Source organism: Streptomyces coffeae, from assembly GCF_016741875.1.
Classification (GTDB): Bacteria; Actinomycetota; Actinomycetes; order Streptomycetales; family Streptomycetaceae; genus Streptomyces; species Streptomyces coffeae.
This window is the reverse complement of the sequence record NZ_JAERRF010000027.1, coordinates 26,168-47,726: the sequence shown is the minus strand read 5'-3', so window position 1 is coordinate 47,726 and position 21,559 is coordinate 26,168. Positions and strand designations below refer to the sequence as shown.

Sequence of the window (21,559 nt, the reverse complement as noted above, 5' to 3'; positions counted from 1 at the left end):
ATCCCGGGAACGGCCGAGGGGCCCGGCGCGGTCGTTCCGCGCCGGGCCCCTCACACCATGGGCCGTGAAACGGCCTCAGTGCACGTCGGCCATGAGGGCCACGATCTTCTTGCGGTACATGAAGACCGCGAATCCGGCCAGCGCCGCGAGGCTCGCCTCCAGCGCGATCACACCTGTGCCGCTCATGTCGACACCCGCGATGGACAGCAGGCCCGTGATGCAGTCACCGGCGGTCACCGCGAGGAACCACACACCCATCATCTGACTCGCGTACTTCTCCGGAGCCATCTTCGTGGTCACCGACAGACCGACCGGCGAGAGGCACAGCTCACCCATCGTCTGGATCATGTAGATCGACACCAGCCACAGCGGGCTGACCGTGCTGCCGTCCGAGGCCATCGCCATCGGCACCACGAAGACGAAGAAGGACGCGCCGATCAGGACCAGGGCCATCGAGAACTTCACCGTGGTGTTGGGCTCCCTGTCGCGCCGGGCCAGCCACAGCCACAGCCAGGCGAAGACCGGGGCGAGCGCCATCACCCACAGCGGGTTCACCGACTGGAACCACGAGGACGGGAAGTGCAGCCCGAAGATGTTGTCGGTGGTCTTCTTCTCGGCGAAGGCGGACATCGTGGAGCCGCCCTGGTCAAAGATCATCCAGAACACGGCCGCGGCCACGAAGAACCAGATGTAGCCGCTGACCTTGGTCTGCTCGACCGCAGACAGCTCCCGGTCGCGCTTGATCCGGATCAGCACCCCGGTGGGGATGATCAGACCCAGGAGGGTGATCGGGACCAGGGCCCAGTTCAGCGTCCAGTTGCCGCTGAGGACCACCGCGCCGTAGCAGACCGTGGCCACGATCAGCCAGATCAGGCCCTTGCGCAGCCAGGTGCGGCGCTCCTCGGCCGCCAGCGGTGTCGGTACGACACTGCTCTGCGGGCTGAGGTGGCGGGTGCCGATCAGGAACTGCACCAGGCCCAGCGCCATGCCGAGCGCGGCGAGCGCGAAGCCCAGGTGCCAGTTGTAGCTCTGGCCGACGGTGCCGATCACCAGCGGAGCGGCGAAGGCACCCACGTTGATGCCGATGTAGAAGAGGGTGAAGCCGCCGTCCCGGCGCGGGTCCTGGGGGCCGTCGTAGAGATGGCCGACCATCGTGGAGATGTTGGCCTTCAGCAGCCCCGAACCCAGGGCGACCAGGGCGAGACCGGCGAAGAAGGGCCCCTCGCCGGGCACGGCGAGCGCCAGATGGCCCGTCATGATCACACCGGCGGCAATGGCCACCGTCCGCCGCGGGCCCCAGACCCGGTCGCCGAACCAGCCGCCGGGCATGGCCAGCAGATAGACCAGCGCCAGATAGACCGAGTAGATGGCAACCGCGTTGCCCTCGGTCATCGCGAGGCCGCCGCCCTGACTGCCCTTCTTGGCATCCGGGCCGCCGGAGATCAGATAGACGACGAGCAGGGCTCTCATGCCGTAGTAGCTGAAGCGTTCCCACATCTCGGTCATGAAGAGAGTGGCGAGGCCACGCGGGTGGCCGAAGAAGGTCTTGCCACCGCTGGCAGGGGTTCCCTGCGCGGTGGCGCCCTTCGTGAGGCTGGACGCCATGGGGGGTTCCTTGTGTGGTCAGGAGGCGCTCGGTGGTCAGTTCGGTCGCCCTGTCCGGCTCAGGACACGACAGAGACCTTCGGCGGCGTGTAGCGGCCAAAGGTCCCCGAAAGAGCTGCAAACGAGCGTTTACTTTACACACGCTCCCCTCGCCCCCCGGAGGGGATGAGACATACCTCACGCAAGGGGTGCACAACCTTCCGTGCCCCGGCCGTAGTCCCGTGCGCGCCCCCTGCTCCGACCTCGGCGGACTACCATCACCCCCATGACCCGAGTACTGCTCGCCGAGGATGACGCATCCATCTCGGAGCCGCTCGCACGCGCCCTGCGCCGTGAGGGGTACGAAGTCGAGGTGCGGGAGGACGGACCCACCGCGCTCGACGCCGGGCTGCAAGGGGGCATCGACCTGATTGTCCTCGACCTCGGCCTGCCGGGGATGGACGGTCTCGAAGTCTGCCGCCGTCTGCGCACCGAGGGCCATGGCTTCCCGGTTCTGGTGCTCACCGCCCGCGCGGACGAGGTGGACACGGTGGTCGGGCTGGACGCGGGCGCCGACGACTATGTGACCAAGCCCTTCCGCCTCGCCGAACTGCTCGCCCGGGTCCGGGCGCTGCTGCGGCGCGGCGCGGTCGAGACCCAGGCGCAGGCGCCGTCCACCCACGGGGTGCGGATCGATGTGGAGTCGCACCGTGCCTGGATGGGGGACGAGGAGCTCCAGCTCACGGCGAAGGAGTTCGACCTGCTGCGCGTCCTGGTCCGGGACGCCGGCCGGGTCGTCACCCGCGACCAACTGATGCGCGAGGTGTGGGACACCACCTGGTGGTCCTCGACCAAGACCCTCGACATGCACATCTCCTGGCTGCGCAAGAAGCTCGGGGACGACGCCGCCAACCCCCGCTATATCGCCACCGTCCGGGGTGTCGGCTTCCGTTTCGAGAAGAGCTGATGGTGGCTGAGACGGTAGGACCATGCGCCGTCGGCTGATCAACTCCACCCTCGCCGTGGTGCTTGTTGTCATCGCGGTCTTCGGTCTTTCCCTGGTCGTCGTGGAGACGCGGACCATCGAGAACAGCGCCCAGGAGAGCGTGAGCTCCGACGCGGTGCGGCTGGTCAGCATCGTCGACGGCAGACTGCTGGGCGGTGAGGGCGTCACCGCCAAGGTGCTGCGCGAGCAGATCGAGCCCGGCCGCTACGCCGTGATCAGGATCCCGGACCACCCCACGGTGGAGATCGGCAAGCGGCCCGGCGGCAGCGTCATCTCCTCCGAGGAGAAGGGCGAGCAGGGCGAAATGGTGCGGGTCGAGGAGTCCCGCTCCACGGTGAGCCGGGAGATCGGCCGCACCGTGCTGATCATCCTGGCGGTGGCGCTGCTCGCGGTGCTCGCCGCCGTGCTGCTCGCCGTACGGCAGGCCCGGCGGCTCTCCGCCCCGCTCACCGATCTCGCCGAGACCGCCGAGCGGCTGGGCTCGGGCGACCCCCGGCCGCGCCACCGCCGCTACGGGGTGCCGGAGCTGGACCGGGTCGCCGATGTGCTGGACTCCAGCGCCGAGCGCATCGCCCGGATGCTCACCGCCGAGCGGCGGCTGGCCGCCGACGCCTCGCACCAGCTGCGGACCCCGCTGACGGCGCTGTCCATGCGGCTGGAGGAGATCACGGTCAATGACGACCCGGAGACGGTCAAAGAGGAAGCCACCATCGCACTGAGCCAGGTCGAGCGGCTCACCGACGTGGTGCAGCGGCTGCTGACCAACTCCCGTGATCCGCGCAGCGGCTCCGCGGTCGCCTTCGATCTCGACGAGGTGGTCAAGCAGCAGATCGAGGAGTGGCGCCCGGCCTCCCGCAGCGAGGGCCGCGCCATCGTGCGCTCGGGCAAGAAGGGGCTGCGGGCGGTCGGCACCCCGGGCGCGGTCGCCCAGGTGCTGGCCACCCTGATCGAGAACTCACTGATGCACGGGGACGGCACGGTCGCACTGCGTACCCGGGTCACCGGCAATCAGGCCGTGGTCGAGGTCTCCGACGAGGGTCCTGGCGTCTCCCCCGACCTCGGCGCGCGGGTCTTCGAGCGGACGGTCAGCGGACGGAATTCCACCGGGCTCGGGCTCGCGGTCGCCCGCGATCTGGCCGAGGCCGACGGGGGACGGCTGGAGCTGCTGCAACAGCATCCACCGGTCTTCGCTCTCTTCCTCAGCCGCGAGGCCGAGGGCCAGGGCGATTCCTGACCGCCCGGTCAGGGCTGCTCGCGACGGTGTGCGGACTCCTGACGTCCGGGCTGACTACTTCCGGACCGGCTGCTTGCGGGTGGCCTGAGCGGGCGGTGCCTCGGAGAGAAAGGATTCCGCGCTCTCGACGGCCCCCTGGGCGGGCAGCGCCCGGAACACCCAGGTCCGGTAGGACCAGAAGCGGAAGAGGGTGGCCACTCCGATGCCGAGGAACTTGAACACATTGCTCTGGAGCGGGCTGTCCCAGCCGAAGCCATACGTGGCCGTGTAGAGCACACCGTTCTCGATGATCAGGCCGATCGCGCTGAACAGCAGGAAGAGGCTGAGCTCCTTGGTGCGCCCCTGCTTGTCCCGGTCCCGGTAGGTGAAGTAGCGGTACCCCAGGTAATTGAAGCCGGTCGCCACCACCGTGGCCACGATGCTGGCCCGCACCACGGGAAGATCGGTGAGGTGCCGGACCAGGTTGAACACCGCGAGATTGACGAAGACGCCGGCCCCGCCGACCACCCCGAACTTCGCGATCTCGCGGGCGAGTTGACCCACTTGGGCGCGTAGCCCGCCGAGTGTTCGCCGTTCGCTCATGGTGATCGTTCAGCCCCGTCCGTCGGCTTTGGCAACAGACCTCCCATGCTAACCAGCGGCCCGGCGGCCCGCCTCCGGGAGCCTCCGGACGGAATCTTTCTCACAGACTTCGTACGAGCCCGTTATCGGGCCGCGTCCGCTGCGGGCGAGCGCGGGGCCTTGGAGGATCGTCCAGGGGCACCCCGGGGTGGCCCCGGGCGGGGAAGCTACCCTGGGAGGGTGACATTCCCGGTAGTCGGCATGGTCGGCGGCGGTCAGCTCGCCCGTATGACCCATGAGGCGGGTATCCCCCTCGGTATCAGGTTCAAGCTGCTCAGCGACACTCCTCAGGACTCGGCGGCCCAGGTGGTCAGCGATGTGGTCATCGGTGACTACCGCGACCTCGAGACCCTTCGTGCGTTCGCACAAGGCTGCGATGTGGTCACCTTCGATCATGAGCATGTCCCGGCGGAGCATCTGCGGGCCCTCGAGGCGGACGGTGTGGTCATCCGCCCCGGGGTCGAGGCGCTGCTCCACGCCCAGGACAAGGGTGTGATGCGGGAGCGGCTGCGCGCGGCCGGGGTGCCCTGTCCGCGCCATCGCATCGTGACGGATCCCACGGACGTGGCGCGGTTCGCCGAGGAGGGCCACGGCTTCCCCGTGGTCCTCAAGACGGTGCGCGGTGGCTACGACGGCAAGGGCGTATGGGTGGTCCGCGACGCCGCGGACGCGGCCGATCCGTTCCGCGCCGGGGTGCCCGTCCTTGCCGAGGAGATGGTCGACTTCAGCCGTGAGCTGGCGGCCAATGTGGTGAGGTCTCCGCACGGTCAGGCGGTGGCCTACCCCGTGGTGGAGTCCATCCAGGTCGACGGGGTGTGCGACACGGTGATCGCCCCCGCCCCCGGACTGTCCGGCGAGCTGTCCGCCCAGGCCCAGGAGCTGGCCCTGCGGATCGCGTCCGAGCTGGGCGTCGTCGGGCATCTGGCGGTGGAGCTCTTCGAGACCCGGGACGGGCGGCTGCTGGTCAACGAGCTGGCGATGCGCCCGCACAACTCCGGCCACTGGTCCCAGGACGGCGCCGTCACCTCGCAGTTCGCCAACCATGTGCGTGCCGTGCTCGACCTTCCGCTCGGCGATCCGCGCCCGCGGGCGACATGGACCGTGATGACCAATGTCCTCGGTGGCGACTTCCCCGACATGTATGGGGCGTATCTCCATTGCATGGCACGCGATCCAGGGCTGAAGATCCATATGTATGGCAAGGACGTGAAGCCCGGACGCAAGGTCGGCCACGTCAACACCTATGGCGACGATCTGGCCGACGTGCGTGAGCGCGGCCGCCACGCCGCCGACTACCTCAGAGGGACCATCACCGAATGAGCGTTCCCGCGATCGGCATCGTCATGGGGTCGGACTCCGACTGGCCCGTCATGGAAGAGGCGGCCAAGGCTCTCGACGAGTTCGAGATCCCGTACGAGGTGGATGTGGTCTCCGCCCACCGGATGCCGCACGAGATGGTCTCGTACGGGGAGAACGCGGCACCCCGCGGCCTCAAGGCGATCATCGCGGGCGCGGGCGGCGCCGCCCATCTGCCGGGCATGCTGGCCTCGGTCACCCCGCTTCCGGTGATCGGCGTTCCGGTGCCGCTGAAGTACCTGGACGGTATGGACTCGCTGCTCTCGATCGTGCAGATGCCGGCCGGGGTGCCGGTGGCCACGGTCTCGGTCGGCGGCGCCCGTAACGCCGGACTGCTGGCCGCCCGGATCATGGCCGCCCATGACGCCGAGCTCCAGGCCCGGATGCGGGAGTTCCAGGAGGAGCTGAACCAGCAGGCCACGGAGAAGGGCAAGCGGCTGCGGGCCAAGGTGAACGGGGCGGGCTCCTTCGGCTTCGGCAAGTGATCGGCGGCTGATCAGCCGCTGATCGGGCGCTGTTCAGCGGCCCTTCAGGAGCCTTACGGCAATCGATCTGATGGGGCGTGACTTCGGTCATTGAACATTGCAAGATGTGACGATGACCGATCGTCTTGCGCAAGCCCGTGAACTGCTGACCACCCACCCCGTGGTCGACGGCCACAACGACCTTCCGTGGGCCCTGCGTGAGCAGGTCCGCTACGACCTCGACCGGCGCGATATCGCCGCCGATCTGAGCGCCCACACCCACACCGACCTCCCGCGGCTGCGCGCGGGAGGCGTCGGCGCCCAGTTCTGGTCGGTCTACGTCCGCTCGGACTTCAGCGGGGACACCGCCGTCAGCGCCACCCTGGAACAGATCGATGTGGTTCGCCGGTTCACCGCTGCCCACCCCGACCAGCTGCGTCCGGCGCTCACCGCCGACGACATGGAGACGGCGCGGGCCGAAGGCCGGATCGCCTCCCTCATGGGCGCCGAGGGCGGCCACAGCATCAACTGCTCCCTGGCCACTCTGCGCGCCCTGTACGACCTCGGGGTGCGCTATATGACGCTCACCCACAACGACAACGTCCCCTGGGCGGACTCGGCGACCGACGAGCCGCGCGCCCACGGCCTCACCCGCTTCGGCGAGGAGGTCGTCCGGGAGATGAACCGGCTCGGCATGCTCGTCGACCTCTCCCATGTCTCGGCCGACACCATGCGCGACGCGCTCCGGGTCACCGAGGCGCCCGTGGTCTTCTCGCACTCCTCCGCCCGCGCCGTATGCGACCATCCGCGCAACATCCCCGACGACGTACTGGAGTTGCTGCCCGCCAACGGCGGGGTGGCGATGGTCACCTTCGTGCCCAAGTTCGTCCTGCAAGAGGCGGTCGCCTGGACCCAGGCGGCGGACGAGAACATGCGCGCCCACGGACTGCATCCGCTGGAGATGTCGGAGGCCGGGATAGCGGTCCACCGCGCCTTCGAGGAGGCCAATCCGCGCCCGAGGGCCACCGCGGCGCATGTCGCCGACCATCTGGACCATATGCGCGAGGTGGCGGGTATCGACCACATCGGCATCGGCGGCGACTTCGACGGCACCGCCTTCACCCCCGACGACCTCGCCGATGTCGCCGGCTATCCGAACCTGATCGCCGAACTGCTGGACCGCCGCTGGTCACCCGCCGATCTCGCCAAGCTGACCTGGCAGAACGCGGTCCGTACGCTGCGCTCCGCGGAGGACGTGGCGGGTGGGCTGCGAGAGTCCCGGGGCCCGTCGGTGGCCACGATCGAGCAGCTGGACAGGACCTAGGACCTAGGCCCTGTCCGGACGGCGCCGCCGGGACCGAACCTGGCGGCGCCGCAAGGACGTTCAGCAGCGCGTACGCGGGTCCGGGCGCCCGGACCCGCGGCCTTCAGGCCAGGGGGCGGCCGAGCGCCCGGTAGTGCCAGCCCGCCTCGCGCCAGCGGTCCGGGTCCAGGGCGTTCCGCCCGTCCAGGACGCGGCGCTCGGCGACCGCCTCGCCGAGCCCGGCCGGGTCCAGCTCTCGGAATTCGCGCCACTCGGTGAGGTGCAGCACCGCATGGGCGCCCCGCGCCGCCTCCAGCGCGCTCGGCGCGTAGGCCAGGGTCGGGAAGAGGGCGCGGGCGTTGTCCATGCCCTTGGGGTCGAAGACGGTGACCTGGGCGCCCTGGAGCTGTATCTGCCCGGCCACGTTGAGCGCGGGGGAGTCCCGTACGTCGTCCGAGTCCGGCTTGAAGGTCGCGCCCAGCACCGCCACCCGCTTGCCGAGGAAACTGCCGCCCACGGCCTCGCGGGCCAGCTCGACCATATGGCCGCGGCGCCGCATGTTGATCGAGTCCACCTCGCGCAGGAAGGTGAGCGCCTGGTCGGCGCCCAGCTCACCGGCGCGCGCCATGAACGCCCGGATGTCCTTGGGCAGACAGCCGCCGCCGAAGCCGATCCCGGCGCGCAGGAACTTCTTCCCGATGCGCTCGTCATGGCCGATGGCCTCGGCCAGCTTCACCACATCGCCGCCCGCGGCCTCGCAGACCTCGGCCATGGCGTTGATGAAGGAGATCTTGGTGGCGAGGAAGGAGTTGGCCGAGGTCTTCACCAGCTCGGCGGTCGGGTAGTCGGTGACGACGAACGGCGAGCCCTCGGCGATGGGTGTGGTGTACACCTCGCGCAGCTGCTTCTCGGCCCGCTCGCTGGTGACGCCGACCACGATCCGGTCCGGGTGCAGGGTGTCCTGGACGGCGAAGCCCTCGCGCAGGAACTCCGGGTTCCAGGCCAGCTCCGCGTCGCCGCCCACCGGGGCCAGCTCCGCCAGCCGGGCGGCCAGCCGGTCCGCGCTGCCCACCGGCACCGTGGACTTGCCGACGACCAGCGCCGGGCGGTGCAGATGCGGGGCGAGCGACTCCACGGCGGAGTCGACGTAACTCATGTCACAGGCGTACTCGCCGTGCTTCTGCGGGGTGTTCACACAGATGAAGTGGACATCGCCGAACTCACCCGCCTCCTCGTAGGAGCTGGTGAAGCGCAGCCGCCCGGTCGCGCCCTCGATCCCCGCGACATGGCGCCGCAGCAGGTCCTCCAGGCCCGGTTCGTACATCGGCACTCTGCCCGCCGAGAGCATCGCGATCTTCTCGGGGACGACGTCCAGACCCAGTACCTCGAATCCCAGCTCGGCCATGGCCGCGGCGTGTGTGGCGCCGAGGTAGCCGGTGCCGATCACTGTGATTTTGAGGGGCATGGGGGGCTCCAGAGCTTCGGTCACAGATGCGCTGACTGAGCATAGTCGGGGCCGGGGACCGAGCCCCAGCCGAGTCTGTCGGCAAGCTCACGTATACCTGTTGGCGCGACGCCCCTAGAATTCAGTTACTTAACGGTAGTTAGCGCGTTCAGGGGAGTGGAGAACTTGGGGTCCTCGGTGAATGACTTCGACCTGTACCGGCCGTCCGAGGAGCACGACATGCTCCGCGACTCGGTCCGTTCCCTGGCCGAGGCGAAAATAGCTCCCTTCGCCACCGAGGTCGACGAGGAGGGCCGCTTCCCGCAGGAGGCGCTGGAGGCGCTCGTCGCCAATGACCTCCACGCGGTGCACGTCCCCGAGTCCTACGGCGGCGCGGGCGCGGACGCCCTGGCCACCGTGATCGTCATCGAGGAAGTCGCCCGGGTCTGCACCTCCTCCTCGCTGATCCCCGCGGTCAACAAGCTGGGCTCGCTGCCCGTCGTCCTCTCCGGCTCCGAGGAGCTCAAGAAGAAGTACCTGGGCCCGCTCGCCAAGGGCGACGCGATGTTCTCGTACTGCCTCTCCGAGCCGGACGCGGGCTCGGACGCGGCGGGCATGAAGACCAAGGCCGTACGCGACGGCGACTTCTACGTGCTCAACGGTGTGAAGCGCTGGATCACCAACGCCGGGGTCTCCGAGTACTACACGGTGATGGCCGTCACCGACCCCGAGAAGCGCTCCAAGGGCATCTCCGCCTTCGTCGTGGAGAAGTCCGACGAGGGCGTCTCCTTCGGCGCCCCGGAGAAGAAGCTCGGCATCAAGGGCTCCCCGACCCGCGAGGTCTACCTCGACAACGTCCGGATCCCCGCCGACCGCATGATCGGCGCCGAGGGCACCGGCTTCGCCACCGCGATGAAGACCCTGGATCACACCCGCATCACCATCGCCGCCCAGGCGCTGGGCATCGCCCAGGGCGCGCTGGACTACGCCAAGGGGTACGTCCAGGAGCGCAAGCAGTTCGGCAAGGCCATCGCCGACTTCCAGGGCATCCAGTTCATGCTGGCCGACATGGCGATGAAGGTGGAGGCCGCCCGCCAGCTCACCTACGCGGCGGCCGCCAAGTCCGAGCGCGGGGACAGCGACCTCACCTTCCAGGGCGCCGCCGCCAAGTGCTTCGCCTCGGACGTCGCCATGGAGGTCACGGTCGACGCCGTCCAGCTGCTCGGCGGCTACGGCTACACCCGTGACTACCCGGTCGAGCGGATGATGCGGGACGCCAAGATCACGCAGATCTACGAGGGCACCAACCAGGTCCAGCGCATCGTGATGGCGCGCAACCTGCCGTAAGGCGCCCGGCGGACACAACAAAGGCGGGGGCATCGCGTGTGCGATGCCCCCGCCTTCGTCATGTTCCTCAGTTGCCGGAGGAGACGGTGACCTTCTCGTCGTTCTTCAGCTGGCTCACCAGCTCCTTGACCTTGGGCATGTCCCACTGCACCGCGCTGCCCTTGGGAGTGGAGAGGCCGGGGTTGGAGATGGGCATGTTCATCTGCTTGCCGTCACCGCCGGAGACGCTCTTCATCGCGAAGAACATGTCCTTCACGTCCCACAGGCTCATGTCCTTGTCGACGACCAGGTTGTCCAGACCGGCGCCCATCGTCGGGTAGAGCGTGAAGGGGTTGAGCAGCGTGCTCGGCGAGGCCGCCTTGTTGGCGAGCGCCGACAGGAACTTCTGCTGGTTCTTGGTGCGGTCCAGGTCGCCGCCCGCCAGGCCGTAGCGCTGCCGGACGAAGGCGAGCGCCTGCTGGCCGTCCAGCGTCTGCTTGCCCTTCTTGAAGTCGGTCCCGGAGTTCTTCTCCTTCATGTCCTGCGGGATGTCGATCTCCACCCCGCCGACCCCGTCGACCAGCTTGGCGAAGCCGTCGAAGCCGATCTCCGCGTAGTGGTCGATCTTCAGACCGGTGTTGTACTCGACCGTCCGGACCAGCAGCGAGGGGCCCTCGGAGGAGTACGACGCGTTCAGCTTGTTCTGGCTCTGGGGGATCCGATTGCCGGTCTTCGAACCGGTGAAGGCCGGGATGGTGACATAGGAGTCACGCGGGAGGCTGATCATGGTGCTCCCGTTGTCACCGACGTGGAGCAGGATCATGGAGTCGGTACGGCGGCCCTCGGCGGAGCCGGTGTGCAGCTTCTTCTTCTGCTCGGCGGACAGCCCCTCACGGCTGTCGGAACCGACGATCAGGTAGTTGGTGCCCTTGCCGCCTTCGGGCCGGTCCTCGACCTTGCTCAGGTCGACCTCGCGGCGCAGCTTGGAGTCGGCCCAGAAGTAGGTGCCGATACCGACGGCCAGCAGCAGGACGAGAAAGGTCACCAGGCCGATGGTTATCCGGCGCTTCCAGTTCCTGGGCCGGGCCGGGCCGGGGGCGCCGTCTCCCGGTCCGCCCCTGCCGCCGCCGTAGACCTGCCCGGTGTTGTAACCGTCGTCGTACGCGTCGTAGTCGTCGTAGCCCGGGGACGGATGCTGCTGCGGCACCCTGCCGCGCGGCGACATGCTCGGCGGCAACGGCGGCTCCTGCGTCGGCGGGCCGCCCGCACCCGGCGCCGGACGCCTGACCTGCGGCATCGCGCGGGCCCCTTCCGCTTCGGAGCTGCCGCTGCCACGTCCGTACCGGTCGTTGCGGTCGCCGGTCCATCCCTGGGGCCAATCGCTCATGCAAGGCAGTGTGCCTGGTCGGGTGGGTGCCCATACAGGCCGGGTGCGGTATCGGAGCACCTCTGTTGCAGAGCTGATAAGAATCCCGCTCCGCATATGGTGGACGGCATGACCATTCAGGCCCAGGGTGCGGAAGCGGAGCTTCCGGGTAAGCCGACCTCCGCCTCCCGTACCACGCTGTCGCACATCATGACCAACAGTGACACCAATCTTCTCGGCACCGTGCACGGCGGCGTGATCATGAAATTGGTGGACGACGCGGCGGGGGCGGTCGCCGGACGCCACTCCGAGGGCCCCGCGGTCACCGCGTCGATGGACGAGATGGCCTTTCTGGAGCCGGTCCGGGTCGGCGACCTCGTCCATGTGAAGGCCCAGGTCAACTGGACCGGGCGGTCCTCCATGGAGGTCGGGGTGCGGGTGCTGGCCGAGCGGTGGAACGAATCCACCCCCGCCACTCAGGTCGGCAGCGCCTATCTGGTCTTCGCCGCGGTCGACGCCGACGGCAAGCCCCGGGCGGTGCCCCCGGTGATACCCGAGACCGAACGTGACAAGCGGCGCTGTCAGGAGGCCGAGATCCGGCGCACCCACCGCCTCGCCCGCCGCCGTGCGATCCGGGAACTGCGCGCCCGCCGCTCCGCCGACGAGCTGTAGCCGGGCGGACGTTGTGCCCCGACAGGCGTAACGGAGAGTTACTCGCCGCGCGCGTTCCGTTTCTAGAGTGGGGCCCATGTGGCGCCCTCCGCGACCCGGTACCCTCGCCGTCCTCCAGATCCAGGCCACCGTGCTGCTGACCGCCGTCGGGCTGCTGTTCGCCGGCACCCTGCTCTCCGCGGGCGGGCTGACCGTGCTGACGGTCAAACCGGTGCGGACGGTCACACCCAAGCCCGGTGTCACCGACACCGGAACCACCTCACCGTCCCCGCCCACCACTTCCCCGCCCACCTCGCCCCCGTCGCCGCCCACCAGCCCGCCGACCTCGCCGGTCACCTCCGGTCCTGGCGGGACCCCCGGCGAGAGCCCGACCGGGGCCCCCGGACCGCACCGGCCGGCCGGGCGGGAGCTCGCCGAGGAAGAGGTGACGGGAAACTCCCCGGCTCTGACAACCACCTGGCTCGGGCTGATCACCCAGCTCATCGGGCTGGCCACGGCACTGGTCGGGGTCTTCTCCTCGGGCCGCGGCCAGGGCCGGAGCGCCGAGCCGCAGGCCGCGGACCGCGGCGGACGGCAGGGGCGGCAGGCCCGGGTCGTGGGGGCCCACCAGCCGCCTAGGGGCAGGCGACCTCGTCGCCGGTGACGGCCTCGATGCCGTTCTTGGCCGGACGCGGCTCCTCGGTCCGCACCGTGCGGACGCCCCTGTAGTCCTTGCCCACCGTGACCTGCATCACCGCGCCGTGCTTGGCGACCGGCCGCAGCGTGGCGCCGGGCAGCGCGGCTGCCAGCGAGCGCACCGAACGGCTCCAGACCGGGTCGTAGGTGATCACCGTGCGCTTGACGCCCGAGGCCGCCGCATCGGCCGGGGAGCCGGTGGTCGCGAAGCCGGCGGCGTGCAGCGCGCGGTCCGCGCGCCGGGCAAGACCCGACTCGGTGGTGCCGTTGAGCACATGGACCTTGATCCGGGCGGGAGCCACATCGACCGGGACACCGCTCGGCTTCCTGGTGTGGCGCACGGTCAGCGGCCGGTCCTCGCGGATCGCCGTGAACAGCCGGTCGGCCTTCTCCTCGTCCCAGCGCAGGGTGGAGCCCATCCCCTTGACCGGGATGCCGGGCAGCTCCACCGGCACCGAGGCGAACTCCGACGACGCCGGGGTGAACCCGTGCATCGCCCGGCCCAGCTCCACCAGGTCCTCCGCCCCGAAACCGTGGTCGGCCCGGACCGAGCCCAGCAGAGTGGTGGCCACCTTGTTGAACTTCACCGGGTTGAAGAGGACGCCGCCGGCCGTGGTCTGGTGGATCACCGACGCCATGAACCGCTGCTGGCGCTGGATCCGGCCCAGGTCGGAGCTGCCGTCGATATGCCGGGAGCGGACGTATTGCAGCGCCTGGCCGCCGTTCAGCACATGGCTGCCGGCCGGCAGGTCAAGACCGGTGTGGTCGTCCGTCAGCCGCCGTGCCGTACACACCTTCACCCCGCCCACCACGTCCACCGTCTTCATGAAGCTGGTGAAGTCCACCTCGAGGTAGTGGTCGACATGGACGCCGGTCAGATGCTCGACGGTGCGCACCGTCAGACCGGGGCCACCCTCGGCGTAGGCGGCGTTGAGCTTCCGCGGATGCATGGGGTGCCGTCTGCCGGCGGGGTCGGTGTACGCGGGGATCTCGGCATAGGAGTCCCGGGGCAGACTGACCACGCTGGCGCGGCGGCGGTCGCCCGACAGATGCACGAGCATGATCGTGTCGGTGCAGTGGCAGGGCTCGCCGCCCAGCCGGTAGAGCGTCTTCTCCCGCCGGGTGATCCGGTCCCGGCCGTCCGTGCCCACCACCAGGAAGTTGACGCCCCCGCCACCGCCCTTGGGCCGGTTGTCCAGGTCGTCGAAGACATCGACCCGGTGGATCCCGGATTCCAGCTCCCGGACCAGCAGATGTCCGATACCGCTGACGGCCAGCACCAGACCGGAGGCCCCGGCGGCCATCCGCAGCCCCCAGCGGGGACGGTGGCCGGAGCGGGGGCGCGGCGGGCGGGGGATACGGGCCGGTGCTCTCACTGGCGCAAGACCTCCGTGACGGGCGGGCGGGGCGGAAACGCCTCACCGTAGGCCCATACGATGAGCGCCTTGGCGGCCCCACGCCGCCGGTGCCGCCCGCTGCCACCCGGGCGGCGCGCTCCGGTATCCCCCATACGCGGTAACGTGGGCCCGATACCCGCAGTCTTCCGGGGGTCGACCCCCAAAAACCCCGAGGTGCCATGCCCCCGCATCAGCTCCCGGCCGTCTCCGTGATCATGCCGGTGCTCAATGAGGAACGCCATCTGCGCAACTCCGTGCGGCACATCCTGGAGCAGGAGTACGCCGGTGAGATGGAGGTGGTGATCGCCCTCGGCCCGTCCACCGACCGCACCGACGAGATCGCCGCCGAGCTGGTCGCCGAGGACCCCCGGGTGCACACCGTGCCCAACCCCACGGGCCGTACCCCCGCTGCGCTGAACGCCGCGATCAAGGCGTCCCGCCATCCGGTGGTGGTCCGGGTCGACGGCCACGGCATGCTGTCCGCGGACTACATCGCGACGGCCGTGCGGCTCCTGGAGGAGACCGGCGCGCAGAACGTCGGCGGCATCATGCACGCCGAGGGCGAGAACGACTGGGAGCACGCCGTCGCCGCGGCCATGACCTCCAAGGTCGGGGTCGGCAACGCCGCGTTCCACACCGGCGGTGAAGCGGCCCCGGCCGAGACCGTCTATCTGGGTGTCTTCCGCCGTGCGGCGCTGGAGCAACAGGGCGGCTACAACGAGGAGTTCATCCGCGCCCAGGACTGGGAGCTGAACTTCCGGATCCGTGAGGCGGGCGGGCTGATCTGGTTCTCGCCCGAGCTGAAGGTCTCCTACCGGCCGCGACCCAGCGTGCGGGCGCTGGCCAAGCAGTACAAGGACTACGGGCGTTGGCGCCATGTGGTGGCCCGCTTCCACCAGGGCTCGATCAATCTGCGCTATCTGGCCCCGCCGACCGCCGTGATCGCCATCGCGGCGGGCCTGGTCGTGGGCGCGGCCGTCACCCCGTGGGGCCTGGTGATCCCCGGCGGCTATCTGGCGGCCATCACCGCGGGCTCGGTCCCGGCGGGCAAGGGGCTGCCGCTTGCGGCCCGGCTGCGGATCCCGGTCGCGCTGGCGACCATGCACATGTCGTGGGGCTGGGGTTTTCTGACCAGCCCGCGGTCGCTCGCCAAGAAGGTCATCGCCAGCCGCCGCCCGGCGGTCATGGCCGAGAGCTGAGCGCTCCGCGGGAAGCGCCGCGAGGTGCGGTCGTTCGTCCGCGGCTGCGTCCTGGCCGGCCGCGCCCACGCGGCGGAGCACCGGTACACCACGAGGGCCGGACCCGAGCACGGGGTCCGGCCCCCTCGTCGTTCGTGCGGGATCAGAAGGTGTACTGCGGGTTCACCTTCATACACGCCCCCTTGTCCTCGCCGTTGAGGGCGTCGGCGCTCTCGGGCGTCTTGCCGTCGTCCTCCTTCGCCGGCTTGGGGTAGACGGTGCCCTCGCGCCAGTCGTTGCCCACCACGAGCGTCACGTCCTGCACCGACTTCGACGACTTCACCGCGGACTTCGGCAGCTTCAGCGCCTTGGCCACGGCCAGCGCGTCGCCCTGCTGGGCCTCGGCGGGGTACCGCACGGTGGTGTCGGCCTGCGAGGTGAGAACGGTGCTCGCGGTGGCCTTGGCGTAGCCCAGCCGGGCCAGCTCGGAGGTGATGACACCGGCCCGGCCGGACACCGGCCCCAGGACCGTGCTGGACGTGCCGTTCTGCACCACCACCGGGAGCTCGCCCTTGGGGGCGGTGGGCGCCGGGGTGTGGTCGGGCTTCTTCTTGTCCTTGCCGTCCATCGCGATGTCATTGCGCAGCAGCGAGAAGGTCTGCTCGGCCTCGCCCGGCTTGGGCTTCACATACTCACCGCCGCCGCCGTACTCCCAGGGCATGGTGACCATGGTGGTCCGCTTGGTCGGCACCCGCTTGAGGTCATTGCCCAGGTCGTAGAGGTGCTTGACGGTGCCGAGGCCGCGGTCGACGGTCAGCGCGTTGGTCGCGGCCTCCGCCAGGTCCATCAGCTTGCCCGGATCGCTGAGCTTGGTGCCCGCCTTCAGCTGCCGGATCATCGAGGTCATATACATGTGCTGGGCCTTGGCGCGGCCGATGTCGGTGTTGTCCTCGAATCCGTAGCGGGTGCGCAGCCACTGGAGGGCCTGGACGCCCTTGACGCTGTGGGTGCCCTTCGTCAGCCGCAGACCGGAGCCATGGCCCTTGCTGTCGTGGGAGTAGACGTTGTCCCGGACACACACCGGGACGCCGCCGACGGCGTCCGCCATGGACACCACCCCGGAGAAGTCGATCATCATGAAGTGATCGATGTAGACCCCGGTCAGCTCCTTCCAGGCGGCGACCGTACAACCCGGACCGCCGTGCTGGAGCGACTGGTTGATGGCCGCCTCGGTCTTCGGGTAGACCTCATCGGTCTTGGGGTCGGTGCACTGGGGGATGGTCACCCGGGTGTCACGGGGGATGCTGACCACCGACATGTTGCTGCGGTCGGCCGAGACATGCACCAGCATCTGCACATCGGCCAGCGGTTTGCGGTCGGCGTCCTGCTTGGCGCCGCCCAGCTTGACGTTCTCCGCGCTGTTCCGGCTGTCGGAGCCTATGAGGAGGATGTTCAGAGGGGTCTGGCCCGCGGCGTTGGGCTCGGGCTTGCCGATCTTGCTGTCGCCGAGGTCCAGCTCCTCCTTCCGCAGATTGCCGTTGAGGTGCTGGTAGTAGAGATATCCGGCACCGGCCGCGCCGAGCACCAGCACGGCGAGAGTCAACGCGGTCCAGCGCAGTATGCGCACGCCCCGGCTGCGCTTGGGGCGGCGCTCGCCGCCCCGGCGGTGCCCCGCGCCGTCCGGCGCGGGGCCTTCCCCTTCCGGCGGGCTGTCATCCCCACCCGGATCGCGGGGTTCGGGCACAGCGGCGTGCCGCTGTCTCTCCCCCCGCACGTTGCTCTGCCGCATCGGGCCTCCCCGGTTCCTGCTTCAGTTGTGGGCCGGTCCGAGGGGCGAGCCTGCTCCGCCGGCCGGCGACGGTCACTTGGCGCAGATGTTCTTGTCGTCGGCCTCGACCCGCTGGATGTCCTTCGGCGCCTTCGCCGGGGCGGCGATCGGTGTACCCGCGCCCTTGAAGTCGCCCCCGAGCGTCAGCTTCATCTCGGCCATCGGCTCGGCGTCCTCGGTGCCCTCCTTCATCGCGGAGGCGGGCAGTCCCATGCTGTCGGCCAGGCGCCGGGCCTGGTCGGCCTGGTTGGGCGCGTACTCCAGGGTGGTCTTCTTCAGCTCCGACGGAGCGTTTCCGCCGTTGCTGGTGCGGAGCATCCCCTCGGTGTTCTGCATCCAGTCGACGGTCTCCTGCGCGGCGCCGAACTTCCCGCTGCCGTTGAGCACCTTGACCCGGACGTCGGCGGGCTCGGCCTTGGGGCCCTTGAGCCGGGCCGCCTGCTTGTCCTTGGCCGCCTTCTGCTTCTTCTTGACCTCGGTCAGCGAGACGTCCTGCCGCACCATCTGGAACAGCGGCTCGGCCTTGGTCTTGTCCAGCAGCACCGTGGCGCCGTCGGTGTTGTCGACCACGGGGACCGTCGCGAAGGTGATGTTCTTCAGATCGACCTTGCTCAGGTTCTTGCCCAACTCGGCCAGCTTGCTGACCGTTCCGATCCCGGTGTCCACCGTCAGTGCCTTGGTGGCCGACTGGGCCAGCTTCCAGGTCTTGCCCGGGTCGGTGAGCGAACCGCTCGACTTCATCTTGCGCATCAGTGAACTGAGGAACTGCTGTTGCAGCTTGATCCGGTCCAGATCGCCGCCGTAGCCCACCGCGTGCCGGGTCCGGACGAACGCCAGGGCCTCCTCGCCCTGGACCGTGTGCCGGCCCTTCTTCAGGTTCAGATGGGACTTGGGGTCGTTGACGTCCTTGCCGAGGCAGATATCCACCCCGCCGACCGCCGTGGACAACTCCTTGACCGCGTTGAAGTCGGCCATCATGAAGTGGTTGATGTTCAGGCCGGTGATCTTCTCCACCGTCTGCCAGGTACAGCCGGGGTCCCGTTCCTCCTGGCCCAGGCTGGTGTTGAAGCGCACTTCCTTCTCGCCCGGGATGTTCTTGAACGAGCCGTCGTCCTGCTTCGTCTTGCAGTCCGGGATATCGGTGATCATGTCCCGCGGGAAGCTCAGCACGGTCGCGTTCGACCGGTCCTCCGAGACGTGGAACAGCAGCGTGGTGTCGGCGTGGCCGACGCTGCCCGCGTCGCCGTAGCCCTTGTTCCCCTTGCCGTCACGCCGGTCGGTGCCGATGAGCAGGATATTCATCGGGCCGTCGGCGACCGCGGCGTTGTTCTCGCCGACATCGACCTTCTTGATGTTGCCGTTGAGGTGCTGATAGACGAAGTACGCCGCCGCCGCCCCGCCGACCAGCAGAAAGGCCAGCGTGCCGCTGGTCCACAAGAGGATCTTCTTCCCCTTGGACTTCTTCGGCTTCGGCTTGCGCCGGCTGGCCGGCCCCGACGGGGCCTCTTCCCGCTTGTCCGCCCGCCGGCGCCCCCGCTGCTCGGATTCGGGCGCACGGCGCCGACTCGCGGATCTGGGGGCCTGCGGTGTCCCGGCGGAATCAGCCGGTGCCCCGGCGTTGTTCAGCCGCAGCTCGTAGCTCCCGGTGTTCGGGTCGAACACCCACTGATCGGCGGGGTCGAATTCGTCCGCCCGCCCATCGCCTTGCGCGTCCACGGTCGCCTGTGTCCTCCGTTGGTGCCACGCGGCGCCTCCCCCTCAAGGCGCTCCCATCCGTCTTCCTTGCAGTGCGCGGCCACCTCGTAGAGCGCACCGGATCGCTCACACTATCCGCCCAGTTCAGCGCCAAGCGACGCCGGTGACAAATTCCACTTCCCTACAACTGGGCATTCTGCCCAATCCTTTCCCCGCCCTTCACGAGTCCGTGCCCCATGCTTTGTGCGGTTAGTCGCAGATGTCACGCGCCGCCGTCGTTCCCTGGTAGGGGCTGCGGTCCACAGCCTTCGGATCTTCCTCCGTCGTGGACGTGACGGAACGTGTCACGGAGACCGGCTGGTCGAGCCGCAACTGCCGGAACAAGCGATCGGCGTCGGGCTGGACGAGCTCATCACGGTTCTTGTTGTACGTATAGGGCTGGCGCGGAATCGTGAGGAAACGGATTTTCTCCCGGGGGATGTTCCGGACCCCCCGGACCAGGTCGTACAGGTCCTTGAGCGAATCCAGCCCCGGATCCGTGGTCAGTGACGAGGTGGCCGCGTTGAGCACGGGATACAGCTTTCGCGGGTTGAGCAGTACACCATTGCTCTGCACTTTCTTCACAAGCGAGCCCAGGAACTCCTGCTGGCGGGCGATACGCTCGGTGTCGCTTCCGTTACCGATGCTGTACCGGGCGCGTACATAACCGAGTGCCTGCTCACCGTGGAGAACCTGACGCCCCGCGGACAGCCGCAGATGCGCATCGGCGTCGTCGACGGACTCCTTCAGGCAGACCTCCACGCCCCCGACCGCGTTCACCAGCTTCTTGAAGCCGGTGAAGTCCACGATCACATGGTGGTCCACGCGGATCCCGGTGAGCTTCTCCACCGTGCGGATCGTGCAGGCCGCCCCGCCGTACTCGAATGCCCAGTTGAACTGGGCGAACCGGGGCGCCATCCGCTTTCCGCTCGCCCGGTCGCAGCCGGGGATGTCCACCATCAGATCGCGCGGGATCGAGACGGCCGTGGCGCTTCTGCCGTTCGCCTGGAGATGCAGCAGGATCGTGGTGTCCGAGCGCTGGGTGCCGGTGTCCCGGCCGTATTTGCGGTTGCCCTTGCCACCGCGGTTGTCCGAGCCGATCAGCAGGATGTTCTGCGCGTCCCGCACCATCGACACCGGCCGCTCCGCCTCGTACTTCCGCAGTTCGTCCGCGGTCCGGGTGTCGGTGCGGATATTGCCGTCGAGGCGTTCGTAGAACCACCAGCCCGTCCCCGCGATCGACAGCACCAGCACGGCCACGCCCAGCGCGAGCACACGCAGCCATCGCCGCCCGCCTCTGGGCACCGTGTCCGGGCTGTCTGTCGTCACGTCCGCGTCCTCCCACCCGTGGTCCACCCCCGCGGGGCGGACTGGCATCGCGTGCTGGGTTCCCGAATTATTGGGACAGACATGCGAACCCCGCACATGGTTGTACGTATCCGTCGATCATCGCGCGGGGTGGGCGGCGCGGCCCGTGGGCTCGGCCCGCAGTCCGCCGGACGGGTCAGGAGACGTCCGGGCGGTCCCCGAGGGCCGCCCGGAGCACAACTACACGCCCTCGGTGACGCGCTCGCTCTCCCGGCGCTCGGCCAGCGCCCGCTCGTCGAGCTGGTCCAGGTGGCGGCACAGCACCACCGAGCCGCCCGAGGCCAGCGGCGCGAACAGTCCGTACGACAGCCCCTCCCAGCCGTCGTACGCCAGCCCCGACAGCACCCGGGAACCGGGTCCGAGCCCCCGCCCGGCCGCGTCCGCGCGCGCCCGCTCCACCAGCTCGGCCGCCGTCAGCTCCAGCCCGCCGACGGTGAGCGCGGGCGCGTCCGGGTCCACCGGGGCGTACGGCGTGAAGCGATCGCCTTGGCTCGGCACCTCCACCGCGTAGTCCGCGAACCCCTGTGGCGGCTGCGGAAAGCGGCCGCCCATCGGGCGCAGTGCCAGCGCGATCCGCTCCCCGGAGCACGCCCGCGCCTCCTCCAGGGTGTCCGGACCGCTGACGACCACATCGGCCGTGGCCGGGTCGCCCCCGACCTCCGCGACCACACCCACCGACGAGCAGGCCAGCAGCCACACCGCGGTCTGCCAGTGGGCGGGCAGCAGCAGCGCCAGCCGGTCGCCCGGCGCGGCGGACAGATCGTCCTGGAGCAGATTGGCGGTCTTCGCCACCCAATTGGCGAAGGTGGCCACGGAGAGTTCGACGCGTTCACCCGTCGCGTCGTCGTAGAAGGTCACAAGCGGGCGGGCCGGGTCCGCGGCGAGCGCGGATCGCAGCAGGTCGGCAGGGGTGCGATCGGTGGCGTTCACCCGCGCAAGCGTACGCGGCCGCCCCTCGCCCCGAGCGGGGTGCGCGAGGGTTCGGCCACCACCCGGGCCGGGC

Annotated in this window: 18 protein-coding genes; 9 read left to right on the top strand and 9 right to left on the bottom strand. The window is 69.4% G+C overall.

The annotated features are described in order from the left end of the window. Positions 1–75: 75 nt before the first annotated feature. Positions 76–1,605, bottom strand: coding sequence for a peptide MFS transporter (locus tag JK363_RS32605; RefSeq protein WP_201880862.1), 1,530 nt, complete (start codon positions 1,603–1,605; stop codon positions 76–78). A 265-nt stretch (positions 1,606–1,870) separates the two neighbouring features. Here JK363_RS32605 and JK363_RS32600 point away from each other — a divergent pair, with 265 nt between their 5' ends. Both JK363_RS32600 and JK363_RS32595 read left to right on the top strand, forming a co-directional pair. Continuing rightward, positions 1,871–2,551 carry a response regulator transcription factor gene (locus JK363_RS32600; protein ID WP_201880860.1) on the top strand — a complete coding sequence of 227 codons (681 nt, stop codon included), beginning with the start codon at positions 1,871–1,873 and terminating at the stop codon, positions 2,549–2,551. Between the two features lie 22 nt (positions 2,552–2,573). Next, positions 2,574–3,824, top strand: coding sequence for a sensor histidine kinase (locus JK363_RS32595; RefSeq protein ID WP_201880859.1), 1,251 nt, complete (start codon positions 2,574–2,576; stop codon positions 3,822–3,824). Positions 3,825–3,878: 54 nt separating this feature from the next. Here the strand turns inward: JK363_RS32595 and JK363_RS32590 are convergent, their stop codons facing one another. Continuing rightward, positions 3,879–4,406 carry a GtrA family protein gene (locus JK363_RS32590; RefSeq protein ID WP_201880858.1) on the bottom strand — a complete coding sequence of 176 codons (528 nt, stop codon included), beginning with the start codon at positions 4,404–4,406 and terminating at the stop codon, positions 3,879–3,881. A 240-nt stretch (positions 4,407–4,646) separates the two neighbouring features. On the opposite strand from JK363_RS32590, the gene JK363_RS32585 reads away from it, so the two are divergent. From JK363_RS32585 to JK363_RS32575, 3 genes are all read left to right on the top strand, one after another. After that, complete coding sequence (locus JK363_RS32585) at positions 4,647–5,765, top strand: 5-(carboxyamino)imidazole ribonucleotide synthase (RefSeq protein WP_372444901.1); 1,119 nt, start codon at positions 4,647–4,649, stop codon at positions 5,763–5,765. Further along, positions 5,762–6,286 carry a 5-(carboxyamino)imidazole ribonucleotide mutase gene (gene purE / locus JK363_RS32580; protein WP_201880856.1) on the top strand — a complete coding sequence of 175 codons (525 nt, stop codon included), beginning with the start codon at positions 5,762–5,764 and terminating at the stop codon, positions 6,284–6,286. Before JK363_RS32585 ends, purE begins: the two co-directional genes overlap by 4 nt. A 112-nt stretch (positions 6,287–6,398) precedes the next feature. Beyond that, on the top strand, positions 6,399–7,589 hold the full coding sequence (locus JK363_RS32575; RefSeq protein ID WP_201880855.1) for a dipeptidase: 1,191 nt from the start codon (positions 6,399–6,401) through the stop codon (positions 7,587–7,589). A 103-nt stretch (positions 7,590–7,692) separates the two neighbouring features. Here JK363_RS32575 and JK363_RS32570 read toward each other — a convergent pair whose 3' ends face one another. Continuing rightward, positions 7,693–9,033 (bottom strand): UDP-glucose dehydrogenase family protein, encoded by a 1,341-nt coding sequence (locus JK363_RS32570; RefSeq protein WP_201880854.1) that lies wholly within the window; start codon positions 9,031–9,033, stop codon positions 7,693–7,695. Positions 9,034–9,210: 177 nt separating this feature from the next. Here JK363_RS32570 and JK363_RS32565 point away from each other — a divergent pair, with 177 nt between their 5' ends. Next, complete coding sequence (locus JK363_RS32565; protein ID WP_372444900.1) at positions 9,211–10,359, top strand: acyl-CoA dehydrogenase family protein; 1,149 nt, start codon at positions 9,211–9,213, stop codon at positions 10,357–10,359. Between the two features lie 67 nt (positions 10,360–10,426). On the opposite strand, the gene JK363_RS32560 is transcribed toward JK363_RS32565, so the two are convergent. Beyond that, positions 10,427–11,725, bottom strand: coding sequence for an LCP family protein (locus JK363_RS32560; protein ID WP_201880853.1), 1,299 nt, complete (start codon positions 11,723–11,725; stop codon positions 10,427–10,429). A 96-nt stretch (positions 11,726–11,821) separates the two neighbouring features. On the opposite strand from JK363_RS32560, the gene JK363_RS32555 reads away from it, so the two are divergent. Together JK363_RS32555 and JK363_RS32550 are read left to right on the top strand one after the other, a co-directional pair. After that, positions 11,822–12,376 carry an acyl-CoA thioesterase gene (locus JK363_RS32555; protein WP_201880851.1) on the top strand — a complete coding sequence of 185 codons (555 nt, stop codon included), beginning with the start codon at positions 11,822–11,824 and terminating at the stop codon, positions 12,374–12,376. A 76-nt stretch (positions 12,377–12,452) separates the two neighbouring features. Next, positions 12,453–13,019 carry a hypothetical protein gene (locus tag JK363_RS32550; protein WP_201880850.1) on the top strand — a complete coding sequence of 189 codons (567 nt, stop codon included), beginning with the start codon at positions 12,453–12,455 and terminating at the stop codon, positions 13,017–13,019. Here JK363_RS32550 and JK363_RS32545 read toward each other — a convergent pair. Then, positions 12,991–14,427, bottom strand: a complete 1,437-nt coding sequence (locus tag JK363_RS32545) for an LCP family protein (RefSeq protein ID WP_201880849.1) — start codon at positions 14,425–14,427, stop codon at positions 12,991–12,993. The two genes, JK363_RS32550 and JK363_RS32545, sit on opposite strands and share 29 nt — an antisense overlap. A gap of 200 nt (positions 14,428–14,627) precedes the next feature. On the opposite strand from JK363_RS32545, the gene JK363_RS32540 reads away from it, so the two are divergent. Beyond that, on the top strand, positions 14,628–15,647 hold the full coding sequence (locus JK363_RS32540) for a glycosyltransferase family 2 protein (protein WP_201880848.1): 1,020 nt from the start codon (positions 14,628–14,630) through the stop codon (positions 15,645–15,647). A 142-nt stretch (positions 15,648–15,789) separates the two neighbouring features. Here JK363_RS32540 and JK363_RS32535 read toward each other — a convergent pair whose 3' ends face one another. The 4 genes from JK363_RS32535 to JK363_RS32520 form a co-directional block, all read right to left on the bottom strand. Then, entirely contained in the window at positions 15,790–17,415 is a 1,626-nt protein-coding gene (locus JK363_RS32535; RefSeq protein ID WP_201880847.1) for an LCP family protein, read from the bottom strand. Positions 17,416–17,487: 72 nt separating this feature from the next. Then, on the bottom strand, positions 17,488–19,170 hold the full coding sequence (locus tag JK363_RS32530) for an LCP family protein (RefSeq protein WP_201880846.1): 1,683 nt from the start codon (positions 19,168–19,170) through the stop codon (positions 17,488–17,490). Positions 19,171–19,398: 228 nt separating this feature from the next. After that, entirely contained in the window at positions 19,399–20,565 is a 1,167-nt protein-coding gene (locus JK363_RS32525; RefSeq protein ID WP_201880845.1) for an LCP family protein, read from the bottom strand. A 171-nt stretch (positions 20,566–20,736) separates the two neighbouring features. Further along, positions 20,737–21,486, bottom strand: coding sequence for a TIGR03089 family protein (locus tag JK363_RS32520; protein WP_201880844.1), 750 nt, complete (start codon positions 21,484–21,486; stop codon positions 20,737–20,739). Positions 21,487–21,559: the final 73 nt, after the last annotated feature.

Bases quoted from the DNA above. Each gene is read 5' to 3' on its own strand.
- JK363_RS32605 (WP_201880862.1), bottom strand. From the start codon at position 1,605: ATGGCGTCCAGCCTCACGAAGGGCGCCACCGCGCAGGGAACCCCTGCC.
- JK363_RS32600 (WP_201880860.1), top strand. From the start codon at position 1,871: ATGACCCGAGTACTGCTCGCCGAGGATGACGCATCCATCTCGGAGCCG.
- JK363_RS32595 (WP_201880859.1), top strand. From the start codon at position 2,574: ATGCGCCGTCGGCTGATCAACTCCACCCTCGCCGTGGTGCTTGTTGTC.
- JK363_RS32590 (WP_201880858.1), bottom strand. From the start codon at position 4,406: ATGAGCGAACGGCGAACACTCGGCGGGCTACGCGCCCAAGTGGGTCAA.
- JK363_RS32585 (WP_372444901.1), top strand. From the start codon at position 4,647: ATGGTCGGCGGCGGTCAGCTCGCCCGTATGACCCATGAGGCGGGTATC.
- purE (WP_201880856.1), top strand. From the start codon at position 5,762: ATGAGCGTTCCCGCGATCGGCATCGTCATGGGGTCGGACTCCGACTGG.
- JK363_RS32575 (WP_201880855.1), top strand. From the start codon at position 6,399: ATGACCGATCGTCTTGCGCAAGCCCGTGAACTGCTGACCACCCACCCC.
- JK363_RS32570 (WP_201880854.1), bottom strand. From the start codon at position 9,033: ATGCCCCTCAAAATCACAGTGATCGGCACCGGCTACCTCGGCGCCACA.
- JK363_RS32560 (WP_201880853.1), bottom strand. From the start codon at position 11,725: ATGAGCGATTGGCCCCAGGGATGGACCGGCGACCGCAACGACCGGTAC.
- JK363_RS32555 (WP_201880851.1), top strand. From the start codon at position 11,822: ATGGTGGACGGCATGACCATTCAGGCCCAGGGTGCGGAAGCGGAGCTT.
- JK363_RS32550 (WP_201880850.1), top strand. From the start codon at position 12,453: ATGTGGCGCCCTCCGCGACCCGGTACCCTCGCCGTCCTCCAGATCCAG.
- JK363_RS32540 (WP_201880848.1), top strand. From the start codon at position 14,628: ATGCCCCCGCATCAGCTCCCGGCCGTCTCCGTGATCATGCCGGTGCTC.
- JK363_RS32535 (WP_201880847.1), bottom strand. From the start codon at position 17,415: ATGCGGCAGAGCAACGTGCGGGGGGAGAGACAGCGGCACGCCGCTGTG.
- JK363_RS32525 (WP_201880845.1), bottom strand. From the start codon at position 20,565: ATGCCAGTCCGCCCCGCGGGGGTGGACCACGGGTGGGAGGACGCGGAC.